Source organism: Flagellimonas aquimarina (genome assembly GCF_003149745.1).
GTDB classification, from domain to species: Bacteria; Bacteroidota; Bacteroidia; order Flavobacteriales; family Flavobacteriaceae; genus Flagellimonas; species Flagellimonas aquimarina.
The window spans coordinates 964,727-983,188 of record NZ_QGEG01000002.1; the positions used below are offsets into that span (position 1 = coordinate 964,727).

General features: G+C 38.1%; 17 protein-coding genes. 5 read left to right on the top strand and 12 right to left on the bottom strand.

The window, feature by feature from the left end; all coding sequences use genetic code 11:
• Positions 1–18: 18 nt before the first annotated feature.
• Positions 19–1,281 (bottom strand): putative DNA modification/repair radical SAM protein, encoded by a 1,263-nt coding sequence (locus tag DKG77_RS11180; RefSeq protein WP_109663021.1) that lies wholly within the window; start codon positions 1,279–1,281, stop codon positions 19–21.
• A gap of 99 nt (positions 1,282–1,380) precedes the next feature.
• Here DKG77_RS11180 and DKG77_RS11185 point away from each other — a divergent pair, with 99 nt between their 5' ends.
• Together DKG77_RS11185 and DKG77_RS11190 are read left to right on the top strand one after the other, a co-directional pair.
• Complete coding sequence (locus DKG77_RS11185) at positions 1,381–2,142, top strand: XRE family transcriptional regulator (protein WP_109663022.1); 762 nt, start codon at positions 1,381–1,383, stop codon at positions 2,140–2,142.
• A 60-nt stretch (positions 2,143–2,202) separates the two neighbouring features.
• Entirely contained in the window at positions 2,203–3,276 is a 1,074-nt protein-coding gene (locus DKG77_RS11190) for a transporter substrate-binding domain-containing protein (protein WP_109663024.1), read from the top strand.
• 6 nt (positions 3,277–3,282) lie between these two features.
• Here the strand turns inward: DKG77_RS11190 and DKG77_RS11195 are convergent, their stop codons facing one another.
• From DKG77_RS11195 to DKG77_RS11210, 4 genes are read right to left on the bottom strand one after another with little or no spacing between them, the layout of a single operon-like run.
• On the bottom strand, positions 3,283–3,972 hold the full coding sequence (locus tag DKG77_RS11195) for a hypothetical protein (protein WP_109663026.1): 690 nt from the start codon (positions 3,970–3,972) through the stop codon (positions 3,283–3,285).
• Positions 3,972–4,886, bottom strand: a complete 915-nt coding sequence (locus DKG77_RS11200) for an ATP-grasp domain-containing protein (RefSeq protein ID WP_109663028.1) — start codon at positions 4,884–4,886, stop codon at positions 3,972–3,974. Before DKG77_RS11200 ends, DKG77_RS11195 begins: the two co-directional genes overlap by 1 nt.
• Positions 4,887–4,898: 12 nt before the next feature.
• On the bottom strand, positions 4,899–6,581 hold the full coding sequence (gene ggt / locus DKG77_RS11205) for a gamma-glutamyltransferase (protein WP_109663030.1): 1,683 nt from the start codon (positions 6,579–6,581) through the stop codon (positions 4,899–4,901).
• Positions 6,569–7,162: an acyl carrier protein phosphodiesterase gene (locus DKG77_RS11210; RefSeq protein WP_109663032.1), complete on the bottom strand. Its 594-nt coding sequence runs from the start codon at positions 7,160–7,162 to the stop codon at positions 6,569–6,571. Before DKG77_RS11210 ends, ggt begins: the two co-directional genes overlap by 13 nt.
• Positions 7,163–7,253: 91 nt before the next feature.
• On the opposite strand from DKG77_RS11210, the gene glmM reads away from it, so the two are divergent.
• Complete coding sequence (glmM, locus tag DKG77_RS11215) at positions 7,254–8,645, top strand: phosphoglucosamine mutase (protein ID WP_109663756.1); 1,392 nt, start codon at positions 7,254–7,256, stop codon at positions 8,643–8,645.
• On the opposite strand, the gene DKG77_RS11220 is transcribed toward glmM, so the two are convergent.
• The 4 genes from DKG77_RS11220 to DKG77_RS11235 all read right to left on the bottom strand — a co-directional run bounded on the left by DKG77_RS11220 (position 8,642) and on the right by DKG77_RS11235 (position 12,084).
• Entirely contained in the window at positions 8,642–9,175 is a 534-nt protein-coding gene (locus DKG77_RS11220; protein WP_109663034.1) for a Cif family virulence factor, read from the bottom strand. The genes glmM and DKG77_RS11220 overlap by 4 nt on opposite strands.
• Before the next feature lie 69 nt (positions 9,176–9,244).
• Complete coding sequence (locus tag DKG77_RS11225) at positions 9,245–10,237, bottom strand: sterol desaturase family protein (RefSeq protein WP_109663036.1); 993 nt, start codon at positions 10,235–10,237, stop codon at positions 9,245–9,247.
• Positions 10,238–10,313: 76 nt separating this feature from the next.
• Positions 10,314–11,180, bottom strand: coding sequence for an alpha/beta fold hydrolase (locus DKG77_RS11230; protein WP_165819382.1), 867 nt, complete (start codon positions 11,178–11,180; stop codon positions 10,314–10,316).
• Positions 11,158–12,084: a lysophospholipid acyltransferase family protein gene (locus DKG77_RS11235; RefSeq protein WP_109663039.1), complete on the bottom strand. Its 927-nt coding sequence runs from the start codon at positions 12,082–12,084 to the stop codon at positions 11,158–11,160. Before DKG77_RS11235 ends, DKG77_RS11230 begins: the two co-directional genes overlap by 23 nt.
• A gap of 51 nt (positions 12,085–12,135) precedes the next feature.
• Here DKG77_RS11235 and DKG77_RS11240 point away from each other — a divergent pair, with 51 nt between their 5' ends.
• Complete coding sequence (locus tag DKG77_RS11240; protein WP_109663041.1) at positions 12,136–12,786, top strand: rhomboid family intramembrane serine protease; 651 nt, start codon at positions 12,136–12,138, stop codon at positions 12,784–12,786.
• A gap of 67 nt (positions 12,787–12,853) precedes the next feature.
• Here the strand turns inward: DKG77_RS11240 and DKG77_RS11245 are convergent, their stop codons facing one another.
• The gene (locus DKG77_RS11245; RefSeq protein WP_109663042.1) at positions 12,854–13,963 is read right to left on the bottom strand and encodes a TlpA disulfide reductase family protein; all 1,110 of its coding nucleotides are present in this window, start codon (positions 13,961–13,963) and stop codon (positions 12,854–12,856) included.
• 99 nt (positions 13,964–14,062) lie between these two features.
• Positions 14,063–14,557 carry a hypothetical protein gene (locus DKG77_RS11250; protein ID WP_109663044.1) on the bottom strand — a complete coding sequence of 165 codons (495 nt, stop codon included), beginning with the start codon at positions 14,555–14,557 and terminating at the stop codon, positions 14,063–14,065.
• Between the two features lie 88 nt (positions 14,558–14,645).
• On the opposite strand from DKG77_RS11250, the gene DKG77_RS11255 reads away from it, so the two are divergent.
• Positions 14,646–17,558, top strand: a complete 2,913-nt coding sequence (locus tag DKG77_RS11255) for an FAD-binding and (Fe-S)-binding domain-containing protein (RefSeq protein WP_109663758.1) — start codon at positions 14,646–14,648, stop codon at positions 17,556–17,558.
• Here DKG77_RS11255 and DKG77_RS11260 read toward each other — a convergent pair.
• Positions 17,555–18,433 (bottom strand): UDP-2,3-diacylglucosamine diphosphatase, encoded by an 879-nt coding sequence (locus tag DKG77_RS11260; protein WP_109663046.1) that lies wholly within the window; start codon positions 18,431–18,433, stop codon positions 17,555–17,557. The two genes, DKG77_RS11255 and DKG77_RS11260, sit on opposite strands and share 4 nt — an antisense overlap.
• Between the last annotated feature and the right edge of the window lie 29 nt (positions 18,434–18,462).

Sequence of the window (18,462 nt, forward strand, 5' to 3'; positions counted from 1 at the left end):
TATCATATTCATTAGGTTTTAATTAAATAATGATAACTGCGTACTATACTGATTCCTGAACTTTCCTGTAGATTGTTGTAGAATCATTCCTTTAATTTTCTCTGCATCCAAATCCTTGCGCTCCCAATGTCTAGAATCGCAAATCATAAAATATTTGGCGCGGTTGAGGGCCACTCCAATCTTCTTTAGGTGGTCCCAGTTCAATTTTCGAAACTTACGGGCATTTAAAATTTTTTCCACAGACCTCATGCCCATTCCCGGAATACGGGCAAGCATACGCTTGTCAGCACTATTTATATCCACTGGAAAGTGATGCATGTTCCTTAATGCCCAAGAAAGTTTTGGATCTACATCTATGTCCAGGTTTGGATGGTCATTGTTCAAGATTTCATTAACGGCAAAACCATAAAAGCGCAACAACCAATCTGTTTGGTACAACCTGTTTTCTCGTAGCATGGGTACCTGTGTGCCTATTGAGGGAAGACGATTGTCTTCCGCCACAGGCACGTAACCAGAATAATACACCCGTTTCATATTGTATTGCTTATAGTAATAGGTGGCAGAATACATAATGTCCTTATCCGTTTCGCCCGTAGCTCCTACAATCATTTGGGTACTTTGCCCTGCGGGGGCATATTTGGGTGTGCTTTTAATGACTTTGTGTTCATTTTTAAAGCGCAACAACTCATTTTTAACCTTAAGCATGGGCTTGGTAAAATCCTCATGTTTCTTATCTGGGGCCAATAACTTAAGGCCAGAGATAGTTGGTATTTCAATATTCACGGAGAGCCGGTCCGCATACAAGCCAGCCTCGTACATTAATTCATCACTGGCATCTGGAATGGATTTTAAATGAATGTACCCATTAAAATTTTCTTCCAAACGCAATTTTTTGGCCACTGCGATGAGACGTTCCATCGTGTAATCCGCATTTTTGAAAATGCCAGAACTCAAAAACAAACCTTCAATATAATTTCTTCTATAAAAGTTGATGGTTAAGTCCACCACTTCCTGAATCTTAAAGGCGGCTCGTTTTACATCATTGCTTTTACGTGTAACACAGTAGGCGCAATCAAAAATGCAGTGGTTTGTCAACAGTATTTTTAAAAGTGATACACATCTACCATCTTCAGTATAACTATGACATATGCCCATTTTGGAAGCATTCCCAAGACCGTTGTCCTTATTGGCCCTATCACTACCACTGCTGGCACAAGAAACATCGTATTTGGCGGCATCGGCCAGAACATTCAATTTTTCTTGTATTCGATTAAAATCCATGTTGATTTGTAATTAATCCAAAATTATGGAAATATTCCTAATTATGGAAATATTCCAAATTATATTTTGGAAATATTCCAAATTTAGTATATTTGAAATATGGAGAACGAATTGACCTTAAAGCGTTTTATAGAAATTCGGAGAGAGTTGGGGCATACCCAAGCTGAATTTGCCAAGTTGTTGGGTATTTCCAATACCACCGCAGATATTGAACGGGGACGTACCAAATTATCAGGTAAAGTAGTGGCCGAGTTGTTGAAACAATTCAATATTAATCCACTTTGGTTGTTTGGCGAAAGTGAGGAAAAGCATTTGGAAACTTCCAGAACCAGCGTAATTCCCAAGGTGGTAACCGTAGATAGTGCCGACAATGATAATATGGTTTTGGTAAATGCCAAAGCTGCCGCAGGATACCCTCAAAACATTTCAGATACCAGTTGGTACCATCAATTGCCAGCTTTTGATTTACCCATTCCTGAGTTTAGAAACGCTACCTATCGAGGTTTTCAAGTTGAAGGGGATAGTATGTTGCCAAATCTTAGGCCTAGCGATTGGGTATTGGCCAAATCTGTTGAGCATATTGATCACATAAGCGCAAATAAGATGTACGTAGTGGTGCTGCAAGATGCTGTACTGGTCAAGAAGATTGAAAAACGTCCAAACTCCAATAATATTACATTGGTTTCCTTGAACGAAACCTACCCTCCGTATGACATAAAGCCTTTCCAGATACAAGAAATTTGGGAAGTAAGCAGTAAATTGACCTTTAATGTTGATGCCACTACGGAAACGGGACTATTACGACAACTTCAGCAATCCATGGATGAATTGAAACAGCAAATGGGGAACGTAAAGAACTAGTTTGCCCGTTTTTAGTAATTCTTGATTATATTAGTCACTTAACCAACCTCTTTATTTTAAGTGAAAAAGCTGGTATTCACTATACTCTTGTTGAGCAATTTTTCATTTTCACTTGCCCAAGTTGAAAGAGATACCTTGATAGTTGGATATACAGCGGCCGCTCCATTCATCATTCAGGAAGGAAAACTTTTGGAAGGTATCAATGTTTGGTTATGGGGTCGTGTTGCAAAAGAATTGGATTTGGAATACAAATTGGTTCCAATGGATTTTAGCGCTATGCTGGATTCATTGAAACATGGGAGTATAGATGTAAGTATAAATCCACTCACCATTACAGGAACACGGAGTAAACAGATGGAATTCACCCATTCTTTTTTTGCTTCGCACTCTACTATTGCGGTGGCCAAATCTTCATCAATTCAAAAGCTGAAGAATTTTTTGGACGCTTTTCTTCATGTCAATATTCTTAGAGGGTTTTTGGTTCTCTTTTTCATTTTGTTGTTTTTTGGTACGCTAATTTGGTTTTTTGAAAAACGTAACAACCCTGAACATTTCCGTTCTGGTCTTAGAGGTATTTGGGATGGTTTTTGGTGGTCCATTGTTACGGTTACCACAGTTGGTTACGGTGACAAAGCCCCTAAGACAAGATTGGGTAAGATCGCGGCATTGGGGCTAATGTTAAGTGGCTTGTTATTTGTTTCTGGACTTACGGCAAGCATAGCCTCCAGTCTAACGGTAAATCAACTTGCAGATAATACTGATAGTTTTGATGCTTTTAAAAAGCGTAGTGTGGGAACGGTAAACAGTTCAAGTGCAAATGACTTTTTAAAGGCGCATTTTTTTAAGAATATTTCGCTTTATAACGGGGTTATCCCTGGATTATCAGATTTAAAGGAAGAAAAGATAGACGCTTTCATCTATGATGAACCTATTTTGCAATATCGAATTAAGAAAGATTCAACCCTAAACGAACTGGAAATATTGCCAATTAAGTTTGACGTCCAGTTTTATGCTTTTGGAATAGTTAAAAACAATATAGAGCTTGAGCAAAAGGTTTCGCAGGCTATTTTAGAAATTATGGAGACTCAAGAGTGGGGGGTAGTGTTGACTGAATATGGATTGAGCGAATTATAATTGAAATTAATTATATCCCTTAATGATACCCATATCCAATGTCAAAGGACCTAATTGGTGGGATTGAGGTAAAAACGCTCCACTTTCCATTACTTTCCAATCGTTCCAAGAAGCTTCAACTCCTCCAACAGGAATTATTTTCACCCACATTTTAAAACTTTCCGGAAATCCGTCTGGGTTGAATTTCCAAAGGTAATGATCGCCCGGCGTTGTGCCTCCTTCAGAATACGATACCAATAGACTCTGTGAACCATCTTCGTTAATTACGATACTTCTGGTAGTGCCTTTATCAAATATCTTGTAAGGTGCTACCAACCAAAAGGAGTCGTTGTTGAACATTTTTAGGGCCTGGGCAATAGTTTTGCTTTCTTTTTTATGAGATAGGTTTTTTCCAGATTTTGTCACCTTGCTATTTTTGGTTTTGACCAAATCTAACAATACAAGATAATCATCCCATTTTATCTTTACAGTGCCTTTTTGTTTGTCCCATTTATACTGGTTGGCACCGTTTCTGTAAGACCACTCTAAAAATCGGGTTTTCTTGTATTCTTGATAATTAAGGGCTTTTAACATCTTGTGCGCAAGGGCGTCTGCTTTGGCCCCCACATTTCCCTCAGGAAGCGGTTCATGAGCATACCACGCAAAAAGGAGAGCGCCAAGGATTAGAATTCCTACAATTTTTAAAATACGTTTCATTAAAAAAGTCTTTCCTTTATGCCGTTTGCAAGGGTATCTGCCGCTTTGGGATAAAGCCTGAACCAAAGTTCTGGTTCAAAAATTTCCAGTTCTGCCAAGGCCCAGTTACCATCATTGTCTAGGAAAATATCGACTCGGGCATAAATAGGGAGTTCTGGGGCAGCATGGACAACCTTTTCAGCAAAATCGATTTCTTTCTGAGAGGGCAAATATGCTTGAACACTTCCCCCAAAATCATCTTGTACTCTAAAATCTCCCGGTTTGGCGATCTTTAAAACTGCATTGACGAATTTTCCATTGAATACCATCATGGATACTTCCCCTTGTTCCACTATATTCTTCTGGAACTCTTGCAGCATCATGGCTTCTTCTACGATCAATTCTTGAAAGATAGTTTCATATTGACTGATCTCTTCTGGTTCAATTTTATAAGTATGTCTTGCACCGCCTGAAAAACAAGGTTTTAGCACAAAAGTGGTAGATTTAAAATTATCGTTTTCTCTTGCATGGCCATATGCCTTTTTTAAACTGGTTGCGGTTCCTTTTTCTACAAATAAAGTTCTAGGAATGGTAATTCCGGCTTTGGCCAAGTCTAGCATATAATGCTTGTCAATATTCCAATAAATTAATTTTTGGGAATTGATGAGCTGTGTCTTGCTAGAAACTTCTTTGAGCCAAAGAGAGAATTCTGAAAAGCGTTCAAAGCAATCCCATGTGCTTCTAAACAGCGCATATTTTGTAGATGTCCAATCAAAATTTGAATCGTCCCAAGACCTTTTTGTAACCTTAAGCCCAATATGATGTAAGGCATCTGAAACCAATTTGTCTTCTAACAATACATTGTCAATGGATTTGCCGGATTTCTTTGGATTTATGAACCTTCGGTCTGTTAAGATTACAACATCATAAGTCATAGGCATTCGACCTTAGTAACCAACCGCAGTATCATCCCCTCTTTTGTCAGCACCACCTTCCAACTTGCCATTCTTTAGTACTCGTATGGCATCCACTTTTCCAATAATTCGACTTCTACCTTCAAAAATTTGGTATCCTTTTTCTTTGAGACTAGATTTTAACTCTTCTGAAAAACCTTCTTCTTCAAAAAACACTACATCTGGCAGCCATTGATGATGAAAACGCGGAGCATTTACTGCCTCTTGCATACTTAGATTGTATTCATAAACATTAAGAATTGTTTGCGCTACCGCTGTGATTATGGTTGAGCCACCAGGAGTTCCTACCACCATATAAAGTTTTCCATCTTTTTCAACCAGTGTTGGAGTCATGCTGCTCAACATTCGTTTTTCAGGAGCAATGCTATTGGCTTCCGCTCCAATAAGACCAAACATATTTGGCACCCCAGCTTTTGAGCTAAAATCATCCATCTCATTGTTTAAAAAGAATCCAAGCTCTGCAGAGTATAGCTTGGAACCATAGCCCCCGTTCAATGTTGTTGTTGCTGAAATGGCATTCCCTTTGTCATCAACAATGGAGTAGTGGGTGGTTTCCATGCTCTCAATAATCTCAACCTCTCCATGACTTACATCAGAAGATAACGTTGCCTTATCAAAAGAAAAATCTTGCATTCTTTCTTGTAAATAAGCATCACTCAAAATCACGTCTAATGGAATATCAGCAAAATCAGGGTCTCCTAAGAAATAGTTACGGTCAGCGTAAGCGCGCCTAGCTGCCTCGGTAAACAATTGTACTGATTTAGCCGAATTATGTCCATATTTTGAAATATCATATGACTCGATCATTTTAAAGATTTGATTTATGGTGACTCCGCCACTACTTGGCGGACTCATTGAAATAACACGTAAATCTTTGTACTTAAAAACTACAGGCTGACGCCATTTGGCTTCGTACCTTTCCAAATCTTCTGTTGTAATGAAACCACCTTTTTCTTGGATGAACGTTGCTAGCTTTTCCGCTACTTCACCTTTGTAAAAACCATCTCTACCATTTTCCAATATTTTTTCTAAAGTTGAAGCTAGCGCAGGATATTTAATAGTGTCTCCGGCAACAAAGTTGGCTGCAAACTTGGTACTGTCACCATTTACCTGGATAAAACGCTCTTTATAACTTTCTAATCTTTTTGCTTGTTTTTCCGTAACTAACACACCTTTTTTGGCCAATTTAATTACTGGCGTCAAAATATCTGAAAGGGATAATGAACCAAACTTTTTATGTACTTCCATAACACCAGCCACTGTTCCCGGTACTCCTACCGCCGTAGCTCCAACGGTACTCATATTGGGTATTACATTACCCAAGGAATCTAAGTACATGTCCCTATGCGCCGAGAGGGGAGCCTTTTCTCTGTAATCCAAACCTCCAATATCTCCATTATTTTTTCGGTAGACCATGAAACCGCCACCGCCAAGGTTACCTGCAAAAGGATAAGCTACTGCCAAAGCCAATTCTGTGGCCACCATGGCATCAAATGCGTTTCCGCCATTTTCCATGATTTCTGAACCTATTTTGGAAGCTTCTTCTCTTGCAGAAACCACCATTGCTTTTTCGGTCACTAATCCAGTAGGGAGTGCAGGTTGTTGTTTACAGTTTAGGAATAAAAGAAATGGGAGAGCAAGTATTATTCTTCGCATAAGGAATTAAATTTTTGTTGGGAAAAGGTAATCAATTCTTCAAAAAAAAGGGTAAACTCATTTTCAAAAGCACTGTAATGCTCTTCTAGATCTAAAATGGCAAAATTCATTTTTGATTTGTTTTTGGTCCTTCTGTTCATTCCTGCAAGAACTTTTGAAATCCCATCCAAATTGGCATAGCTCAGCAACCAGTTGTCCGTGATCATATAAGGCATCATACGTTGTGTTGCCAGTGGCAAGACACCATAGTTATCCTCTAATAGATCATAGAAGTTTTCAACAAATTCCTCTAAGGGCACTTCGGAATATTTTTTCCAGTTTTTTGCCAAAAAATGATCATAAAAAATATCAACAATGACTCTGCTATAGTGGCTATAATTTTTGTGAAGCCTTTTACTACTTTGTTTGGCAATAGGGTGAGCGTCAGTAAAAGTATCTATTTCTCTATGTAATAAAATTCCTTTTTGGATCCTCTCAGGAAAGTGCTTGTATTTGTTTCCGCGGATGTGATCGGCAAAAAAATTACCAAGGGTTATTTCCTTATCGCCAAAGGACAGATAAATATGTGCCAAGAAATTCATTGATCCAATGTTCTTTTCTGATGAAATTTACAAATTCAAAACATGGAATAGCAAATACCCCGTTATATTTGCAAAAACTTTTTTAACAATTATGACGCTTATAAAATCAATTTCTGGAATACGTGGTACTATAGGAGGAACTACAAACGACAACCTTACCCCAATAGATGCGGTGAAGTTTGCTGCTGCCTATGGAACATGGCTCAAAGATTATGCAGGTAAAGAGAAATTGACCGTTGTTATTGGAAGAGATGCCCGTTTATCTGGAGAAATGATTCAAAATTTGGTAGTGTCGACTCTTGTTGGGCTTGGAATAGACGTGGTGGACTTAGGTTTGTCCACGACTCCCACTGTAGAGATTGCTGTTCCTTTAGAAAAAGCTGATGGGGGAATTATCCTCACTGCCAGCCATAACCCCAAACAATGGAACGCCCTTAAATTGTTAAATGAGCGCGGTGAATTTTTAGATGCCGAACAGGGAGCTGTTATTCTTGAATTGGCCGAAAAAGAAGATTTTAACTTTTCAGAAGTTGATGATTTAGGAAAAATCATCAAGAATGATTCATATATAGATGTTCATATTGACGAAGTTTTGGAACTTCCTTTGGTTGATAAGGAAGTTATAAAAAAAGCCGGCTTCAAAGTAGTTGTGGATGGCGTTAACTCCACTGGTGGAATTGCCATTCCAAAATTGTTGGAAGAATTAGGGGTGGAGGTGATAAAATTGTACTGTGACCCTACAGGGCACTTTCCCCATAACCCTGAACCTTTAAAAGAACATTTGGGCGACATCTGTAAGTTGGTTGTTGAAGAGCAAGCCGATTTTGGCATTGTAGTGGACCCAGATGTTGATAGATTGGCCTTTATTAGCAATGATGGTGAAATGTTTGGTGAAGAATATACCCTGGTGGCCTGTGCTGATTATGTATTGGGAAAAACAAAAGGAAACACTGTTTCCAACCTATCTTCTTCCAGAGCACTTCGTGATATAACTGAAAAGCATGGGGGAACATACGAAGCGGCAGCCGTTGGAGAGGTGAACGTGGTCACTAAAATGAAGGCAAACAATGCAATAATTGGAGGAGAAGGCAACGGAGGAATTATCTATCCAGAAAGCCATTACGGGCGTGATTCTTTAGTAGGCACAGCACTATTTCTAATGCTCATGGCAGAAAGAGGAGGTACGGTTGCGGAACTTAGGGCAAGTTATCCTAGCTACTTTATGAGCAAAAAGAAGATACAGTTGACACCGGATTTAGATGTGGATGCGCTGTTAGAAGCAATGCATGACAAATACAAAAACGAGCAAGTATCCACCATTGATGGAGTTAAAATAGATTTCCCTGAAAACTGGGTACATCTGCGCAAATCCAATACCGAACCCATTATTCGGATCTATACTGAAGCTAAAAGTCAACAAGCGGCAAACGACCTTGCAGACCATATTATTGATGAGATTAAAGAGGTTGCGGGACTAGATTAGTCATTCAATTCGTAGATGATATCTTGATTGTTGAACTCGGCAGCATCAATGTTGATCCTTTTATCAGAGTCTAACCATAATTTCCAAACACCGTCTATTTTTTTTATTCCAACACTAAAAAGACCGTAACCTCGAACTATTAGTTCAGCGTCATCTTTTCGTTTAGAGCTAAAGCGATAATACCCTGTTTGGTAGGCTAATTCTTCGTTTTCATCAATTGCAGTTGATAGAATAGCAAAGGCTATTCCCAAACGTCCATCACGTTGTTTCATGCTATCTAGAAAGCCTCCAAAATTTTCCATATAGCTTTGTCCATTTTCTACAGTGTTCTGATCCATATAGATTCTAACAATATCAGCTGAATGGATGGATTTTAGCTTTTCTGAATCTAAATTGGCATATGCTTCCATAAATGGTATCCAAATATCTTTCTTTATGGAAATGATTGTTTCTTCGGAAATCACTTTGGTTTCTTGCCCTATGGATGATGCAAAAAAACATAAAGCGACGCAGGTGAACAGTTGTTTCATGTTATAGTTTTTTGATTGAACTACAATGTATAAAACAAAGTTCAGGAACTTACAAAATTTGGGATAATTTTAGGCATCAAGATTATTCTCTAAGTAGGCCTCCCTCAACATTTTAGCAGTTTTGTGGGCTCCGGAATGACTCCAACCAGGAGGCATGATAATATAACGCAGTTTGTTCATAATGCCTGGAGCATTTATTACATCTTTTGCCAGTGAAATGATTTCACCAAAATAGACATCAATAAAGTTTCCTGAATCCATTTTTCGGGTAATACCGTACTCAACTTCTACATTCTTTTGTTCTTCTTGATAAGTTCCAAACAGTCTGTCCCAAATGTTTAGAAGGTTACAGAAATTGGTGTCCATGTACAATGGATTACGTGCATGATGCACCCTATGATGAGAAGGGGTAAGAATAATTTTGTTTAAAAACCCAAAGCGTGCATCCTTAATTAGATTTTCCCCTATATGAATGAACGCACCATAAGTACCATCTATGAACATTACGGTAAATAAAAGCTCAGGTTGTACACCCAAAAGAATACATACCGTTGTGCGAATAACATCTGCGTAAGGCGCTTCCAGAAAGAAATGCGCATGGGTTACCGAAAGGTTCATTTCCTCTGGAGCATGATGGGTAGAGTGTAAACACCAGAAAATCCGAACTTTATGTCCTAGATAATGATAAATAAAATGTCCGAATTCCCAGACCACATATGCGTAGATATACCAATACCAGCTGCTTCCAATTTTAAAATGCGCAATTGGACTAAAAAGACCAATGCAATAAGCAACCATGGCTATGGAAATAAAGCGTCCCACAAATCGATTGAAAATGTAAATAAGGAAGTTTACTTTGTACACTTTTATCTGGGGCTTTTTATAGATAAGGCCCACAAAGAATTCAAGTAGGAGAAGTAATGGAATAATGGGATAGATTAAAGATGCTATTCCATCATAGGTTTTAAAAGTGGAATAATCCCCTGTTTTAAGAATTTCCAAAGCTTGGGAGATTCCCAAAAAGCCAATTATTTCTTCAAAAATAGACCACAAAAATTCCATGGTGGAAGTATAGGGAAAATTTAGAATGGAGTTTAAAAAAATTAGACGAACAACGCTTTACAACATATTAGCAATGTTAGTTTGGCAAGACCCATTCCAGCAAGGCTTGTTTTACCAATTTCTCCTGATTCCATACTATAAAATGGTTTTCCTTTTCTATGGAAATCACTTTTAAGCTGTCCACAGATGTAAAATGCTTTTCCATGAAGGGGACATTTTGGTATGGAACCAATTTGTCTTCTTTGCCATGAACAATCAAAGTACGTTGTGTTAATTGGTTTAACTGTGGTTGCATAGCCTTTAGGTCTTTTTTAAGCATCCAGAGCTCATCATTGGAAGGTTTCAGTGCTCCCGGCACTAAATATTTTAGTGGAGCCCAAGTCAGTGGCTTCCTCCATTTTTCTGGTTTTTCTGCCGCGGGATCCAAAGCTCCTGCTAATATCACCAGGTTTTTATATTGTTCTGGTCTTTCCAGAGCCATTTTTACGATTAATGGCCCTCCATAGGAATGACCGATTAAGGTATACGGTCTTCCATTGTCCAATTGCATTAAAAGTTCATTAAGCATAATTGCCTGGGGTTTAAGTCCCATGCTTCTGCGAAAATTGCTTTTCCCAAAACCAGGTCTGTCTGGGGCTATAATTCGAAAATTATCTACGAGTGAAGAGTCGGTTAGATAGGTTTTATAAGCATCCCAGCTTCCTGGGGACCCATGCACAAAAACTAATGTTGGCGCATCTTGTTTGCCCGTTTGAATGTAATGTAATTCTTTCCCTTGGAGTTCCAGGGTTTCATCTAGATATGTAACCTGTTTTTCTTGAAAATATGCAATGGTTTTTGTAGACGAGGTGCGCATGGTCATGCACGAGTTTGCAAAAAGTAAATACCCAAATACAGCGATGAAGAGAAGATGTCGTTTTTTAAATTGCTTTTTGATTGACATTGGGGTTAGCCTTGTTTTGAAACTCTTTAGGTGCTTTGTCCTTATGCTTCCATCTTTTATGGGTCCAGAAATAGTATTCCGGAGCTTCATAAACAGATTTTTCAACCTCTTTTAAAAAAGCTTCAGAAATTTTATATCCCTCAACTTCTGTAGGTTTTTCTGCTAGGACTTTGAAAGTACCTTGATAATGGCCGCGTTTCAGTTTTTTAACCTTAAGATAAATCGGAATAATGTCATGAACCTTACAGAGTTCTTCCCCTCCAACATGGATTGGTACGGTAATGTTCATGAATTTTGCCCAATGTCTTGTTCTGTTCAGCATGGGAGACTGGTCACTAATGATACCAACCGTAATCAAATCACCACTTGCTTTGGCATCTTTTATTATTTTTCGGCTTTCGTTGGTTCGTATTAGCGTTGTACCATATTTGCTCCTAATGTCACGGACCAATTTATCAAAATACTTGTTTTGAATAGCCTGATAAATGGCATAGGCTTTGGAATTTAACTGAGAGTTCAAAGAAAAAACCCACTCCCAACTTGCATAATGTGGCATCATTATCATTGTATTTTTGCCTTCACTTTCCAATTTTTTCAGCACTTCCACATTGGTAAAAACATATCTTTTGTTCATTTGTTTAGTGCTGATCCCCAATGTCTTTGCCATTTCTAAAAAGATATCGCAAAGGTGTTTGTAGAATTTCTTTTCTATTAACTGGCGCTCTTCATCTGATTTTTCTGGAAAAACCAATTTAAGGTTATTCCTGACCACTTTTTTACGATATCCTATAAGATGATAAAGTAATTGGTATACGACATCAGAAATTAAATAAAGTATTCTAAATGGTAGTCTGGAAATCAACCAGAGCAGCGGATAGGCAAGGATAAAAACTACTAATTGCATAAGTGGATCTTGGGGCAAATATAGCTATATTTGCCCCTAATATTATAGAATATGTACAATTTGCATGCGGCTACAATTGCTATTATCGCTGTAAATATTGTTGTCTCTTTACGAGGGTTTGGCGACACTGTCTTTTTTGACCGATACAAATTTAGCATTGGAGGAATAAAAGCTGGACAGCGTGAAAGAACCGTTACTTCTGGTTTTTTACATGTAGACATTTCCCATTTATTTTTTAATATGTTCACCCTCTATTTTTTTGCCAATGTGGTGATTAATGGTTTTGGGCCTACCAGATTTTTAATTATCTATTTTATTAGTCTTATTGGCGGGAGTCTTTTAGCACTCTTTTTTCACAAAGATGAACCTTATTATAGTGCGGTTGGTGCAAGTGGCGCGGTTACAGGGATTTTATATGCAGCAATTTTGCTAAACCCAAACATGCAATTGGGGATCATGTTCATTCCAATACAATTGCCTGCCTATGTATTAGGGATAGCCTATCTATTATATTCAATTTATGGAATGAAGAGCAGACATGGAAATATTGGGCATACTGCTCATTTTGGTGGAGCCATTGGAGGATATGCCATTACGCTTTTGTTTAGGCCAGAACTTTTTGTGACAGATACATTGATCGTGCTTCTATTGGCAGTTCCGATCATAATTCTTTTTCTTTTGGAAAAGATGGGGAAAATTTAAGTGGGTTGTTCAAAAAAACAAAAAGCCCAAGGGTGTCCTTAGGCTTTTATTATGTGATTTATTCAAACTAGTTAAGTAGCTCTGATACTTTTTGTTCTAAATCCGGACCTCGAAGATCCTTTGCCACGATTACCCCATTTTCGTCTATGAGAAAAGCAGCGGGGATTGCATTTATATTATATAACTGGGCCACAGGGTCCTGAAAACGTTTCAGGTTAGAGATATGGTTCCATGCTAGACCATCTGCTTCAATAGCTTTAGTCCAATCCTCTGCACGAGCATCTAAAGAAACGCCAATTACGTTTAACCCTTTATCATGATATTTGTTGTAAACAGAAACAATGTTTGGGTTTTCTGCCCTGCATGGCCTGCACCAAGCAGCCCAAAAGTCGATCAAGGTTAGTTTCCCTTTTACATCACTTAATGCCAATAGATCACCGTTTGGAGTTGGGGCGGAAAACTCAGGGGCTATACCACCTATTTCTGTTGTTTTTTGCTTTTCCAGTTGATCTCCCAATTTTTCTCCAGGAGTGGATTGTTTCATTTCTGGTGTAAGGGCCTCGTAAAGAGCCTTGACCTCATCACCGGGAAGACCTTTGCTCATCATTAAATTCCCAATAATTAAAACGGAAATAAGCGCATTGGGGTTTTCTTTTGCAAAATCAACATTAAAAGTCTTTACTTCATCCTGAAACTCAAGATATTCCTCTCTCAACGCGGTCACAGTAGCGGTGTCTTGTTGTTGAGCCGCATTGCGCATATCATTTTGCATAGATCTAGCTCGTTCTGATAGTTTTCTGGATTCACTTAAAAAGTTCATGAAAAGCTCATTTTGGACAGTACCTTTAAGTTGAGCATAGTTCATACTATCTTTCTGGAACTTTAAGTTGATGTTCCCATTTTCAAGAACAAAGGGAATATTTCCTCTATTAGCTTCTACAAAAATGTAATGAAGTTGGGGTTTTTCCTGTATACCTTCAAAGCTGAAAGTTCCGTTTTCCACGATAGTTGTATCAATGTCAATTAGCTGATTAAGAGAATCTGTTGTTTTCAAGTACACATTGGTGCCATTGTCCAACTCACCTGTAACTTTTGCATTCAAAACAAACCCCTCGGGTTTTGAATTACATGATGCCAAAAACAGTATTCCTAAAGTAATTGCAAGTATTCTTTTCATTTTACGCTATTTAATCCGCTAAGGTATTCATTACTTATGGCATAAAAAAGCCCTTAACTTTTCTTAAACAGCAAGGGCTTTGTATTTGGAAACTGACAATTAAAATTGATATCGAATGCCGAGAGCAATATCAAAATCAAAATCATTATCGAAACCATCATACCCTAAAATGCCAATTTCTGGTCTAAAATCGAGGGATAAGAGCAAGGGAATATCAAAATTATATTCCACACCAATATCTCCTGCCGCAAACACAAAAAGGCCATCATTGTCATCACCATTGGGGATTGGTTCAAACTCCACACTTCCCAATCCGCCACCAACACCATAATACCAATTAAAGTTGCCATCCAATTGGTGTACCCATTGGTATACTCCAGATAGTTTAAAAGCATCAAATTGCCTGCTATCTCTCCAGCCTAGGTTAAATTCAGCTCTGTTATAGCGACCAATGGATTTTTGATAAGAGATTTCAGCACCAAAACCGTCACTGTCACCTAGGCGAAGTCCTAATGTATGTTCAGAAATGTCCTGTGCGCTGGCTACCATTGTTGCAAACAAAAAAAGACCAGTAAATAATGTGGTAATCCTCATAAGTTTCTCGTTTAGTTAAAAATTAAAGATAGCTTTGTAAAGCTTTCTGACAATAAAACTTATTTTGATAACCAAAAATTGTTCCAGATTGGATAAAACTCTCTTAAAATCCCTCTCTCAAGAATTACAAGGTGAATTATTAATAGATGACTTAAGCAGGGCACTCTATGCTACAGATGCATCTGTATATAGAAAACAACCTGCCGCGGTGGCATATCCCATGACCACTAAGGATATCCAGATTCTGATCTCTTTTGCTAATAAACATGATATAGGATTGATTCCTAGAACTGCGGGAACTTCTTTGGCAGGACAGTGCGTGGGTGAAGGCATTGTGGTAGATGTTTCTAAACATTTTACCCAGATATTGACTTTGGATGAAGAGAAAAAGCAGATTAAAGTTCAACCCGGAGTGGTTAGAGATGAATTGAATCTATTTTTAAAACCCTTTGGTCTTTTTTTTGGACCAAATACATCAACATCAAATAGATGTATGATTGGTGGTATGGTTGGGAACAATTCTTCAGGGACCACATCCATACAATATGGCGTTACAAGAGATAAAGTAGTTGCTCTAAATTGCATATTATCAGATGGAAGTGAAGCTTTTTTTGCTGATTTGAATAAAGATGAATTTGAAAGAAAGAAGGATCAAAATTCGCTTGAAGGAATGATTTATTCTACAATTGACAATGAGCTTTCCGATACCAACAACCAGGAAAATATTGCATCAGAATTCCCAAAGCCCAGTATTCATAGAAGAAATACAGGTTATGCAGTGGATGAACTTTTAAAAAACAACATTTATGGAGCTAATGAAGAGGACTTTAACTTGTGTAAATTATTGTCTGGCAGCGAGGGAACTTTAGCGTTTACAACAGAAATCACCTTACAACTGGACAATTTACCACCGCCTTTTTCGGCCATGGTGGCTACCCATTATAAAACACTAGAAGATTGTTTAAGCGATGTGGCACCGGTTATGCAGCATAACCTGCACACCTGTGAGATGATGGACAAAGTCATTCTCGATTGCACAAAAAACAACCGAGCACAATTGGCCAACCGTTTTTTTGTAGATGGAGACCCTGCCGGAATTTTGATGTTGGAAGTAAAGGCAGATACAGAAAAGAACTTGGAGAGCCAATTAAAAGAATTGCTAAAGACCATTAAAAAATCAGGATTAAGTTATGCAAGCCCTGTTTTAAAAGGCGCCGATATCAACAAAGCCCTAGAACTTCGTAAAGCGGGATTGGGACTATTGGGTAATATGGTCGGTGACCGTAAAGCGGTCGCCTGTATTGAGGACACAGCGGTTGCCCTGGAAGATTTGAAAGATTTTATTGGGGAGTTTACCAAGATCATGAAAGACTATGGGCAAGATGCCGTGTACTATGCCCATGCTGGGGCCGGAGAGTTGCACTTAAGACCCATTCTTAATTTAAAAAAATCTGAAGACGTTGTTTTATTTCGCTCAATTACCACAGATGTCGCAAAGCTTACTAAAAAATATAAGGGCAGTTTCAGTGGTGAACATGGGGATGGTATTGTAAGGGCAGAATTTATTCCCTTGATGATAGGGGAGGCCAATTATGAATTGCTAAAAAGAATAAAATACGTTTTTGACCCCAATAATATTTTTAATCCGGGAAAAATTGTAGATGCCTTTCCAATGGACGAATCGTTGCGTTACGAAATTGATCGCGATGAACCACAGGTTAAGACATTAATGGACTTTTCAGATAGCGAGGGAATTCTAAAAGCTGCTGAAAAATGTAACGGCAGCGGCGATTGTCGCAAAAGCCATAATATGGCTGGTGGAATGTGCCCCAGCTATCATGCCACCAAAAACGAGAAGGATACCACTCGGGGGAGGGCCAATGCCTTGCGTGAATTTTTGACCAATTCCGAAAAGCCAAATAAGTTTGACCAAAAAGAACTTAAAGAAGTTTTTGATTTGTGTTTAAGCTGCAAAGCATGCGCAAGTGAATGCCCTAGTAATGTAGATGTTGCAACTTTAAAGGCGGAATTTCTCTATCAATATCAAGAAACCAATGGGTATCCATTGCGTAGCAAATTGTTTGCCCATAATACAAGATTCAATGCTCTTGGGAGTAAACTCCCTGGGTTGATCAATTCCATTTATAAGTCTAAAACAATGGGCGGTCTCCTAAAAAAAACATCTGGAGTAGCTGCGGAAAGATCTCTTCCAAACGTTTACAACTTCAATTTTGAAGATTACTTAAAAAAGTATAGGGCTGAAAACGTCCAATCTTTAAAGAAGGTGGTTCTATATATTGATGAATTTACTCAGTACTTGGATGTAGAAGTGGGCAAAGATGCAATAGAATTGCTTTGTAAACTTGGATATGATGTGCAGTTGTTTTATGCTGAAAGTGGACGAACATATTTATCTAAAGGATTCTTGAAACAGGTTAAAAAACTGGTGGAGAAGAATATGGCCAGATTGGAAAACGTACTTCTGCAAAATATTCCGATTGTTGGCTTGGAACCTTCAGCAGTACTATCATTTAGGGACGAATACAAAAGATTGCATCAGCACAAAGGGCAAGTGGAAAAGTTAGCTTCAAGTTCTTTTTTGATTGAAGAGTTTTTGGCCTCAGAAATTAATGAAGGAACCATAACGTCCGATAGTTTTACAAAAGAGGAAAAAGTAGTGAAAATTCATAGTCACTGCCACCAAAAAGCACTTTCTAATCAGAAGGTCACGTTTGATGTGCTTAATTTACCCAAAAACTACAAGGTTTCTATAATTGCATCAGGTTGTTGTGGAATGGCGGGTTCTTTTGGCTATGAAAAAGAACATTATGAAACTAGCATGAGAGTAGGTGAACTTAAATTGTTCCCAGCTGTTAGAAAAAGTCCGGCAGAAACGATAATTTCAGCAAACGGGACAAGTTGTAGACATCAAATTAAAGATGGAACAAAAAGGGATTCACAACATCCAGTTTCAATCTTGTGCCAAGCCCTTGTTGTCTAAGATTTTTTCGTCTTTTTTTCTTCTATAACCTCGGCGATGGTTTCAATATCTAATCCTTTATCCGTTATAGAGGCAATAAGTTCATTCAGATCCATTTCCTTAAGGTCTTCGTCAACAAAGAAAGGTGATAGCTTATCTTGGTTATAATGGTATATTCTCCAGCGTTTAAAAGAATATTCCAGAGCAGTTAAATTTTCTACCCAATCCCCAGAATTTAGATAAAGACAACTTCCATGCTTATTTTCATATCGCTCTTTCTTGGGTTGGTGAATATGACCGCATATTACATAATCATAGTCGTTTTCAATTGCAAGGTCAGCGGCGGTCTTTTCAAAATTGTTGATATACTTTATTGCACCTTTTACGCTATTCTTTATGCGTTTAGAAAGGGAGTAACGCTCACGCCCCATTTTTGCTAAACACCAATTAACAAAGCTGTTTATTAGGATAAGAATATCATAACCATAGCCCCCAAGTTTTGCCAGCCATTTTGCATTCTGGATTGATACATCAAAGACATCACCATGGAAAATCCATGCTTTTTTGCCATCTAAATTGAGTACAAGTTTGTTGGTGATTTTAAAATTACCCATTGAAGTATCACTAAACTTACGAAGCATTTCATCATGATTTCCAGTGATATAGTGCACTTCTGTACCCTTTGAGGCCATCCCAATAATCTTTTTGAGCACCTTTAAGTGGGATGCTGGGAAATATCTTTTACTGAATTGCCAGATGTCTATAATATCTCCGTTCAAAATAAGTTTCTTGGGCTGTATGCTGTTGAGATAGACAATAAGTTCATCTGCATGACAGCCATATGTTCCAAGATGGACATCAGAAATTACAGCTAGCTCAATCTTCCTCTTTTTCAATGATATAAGGTTTGAGGCAAAATAAGCGT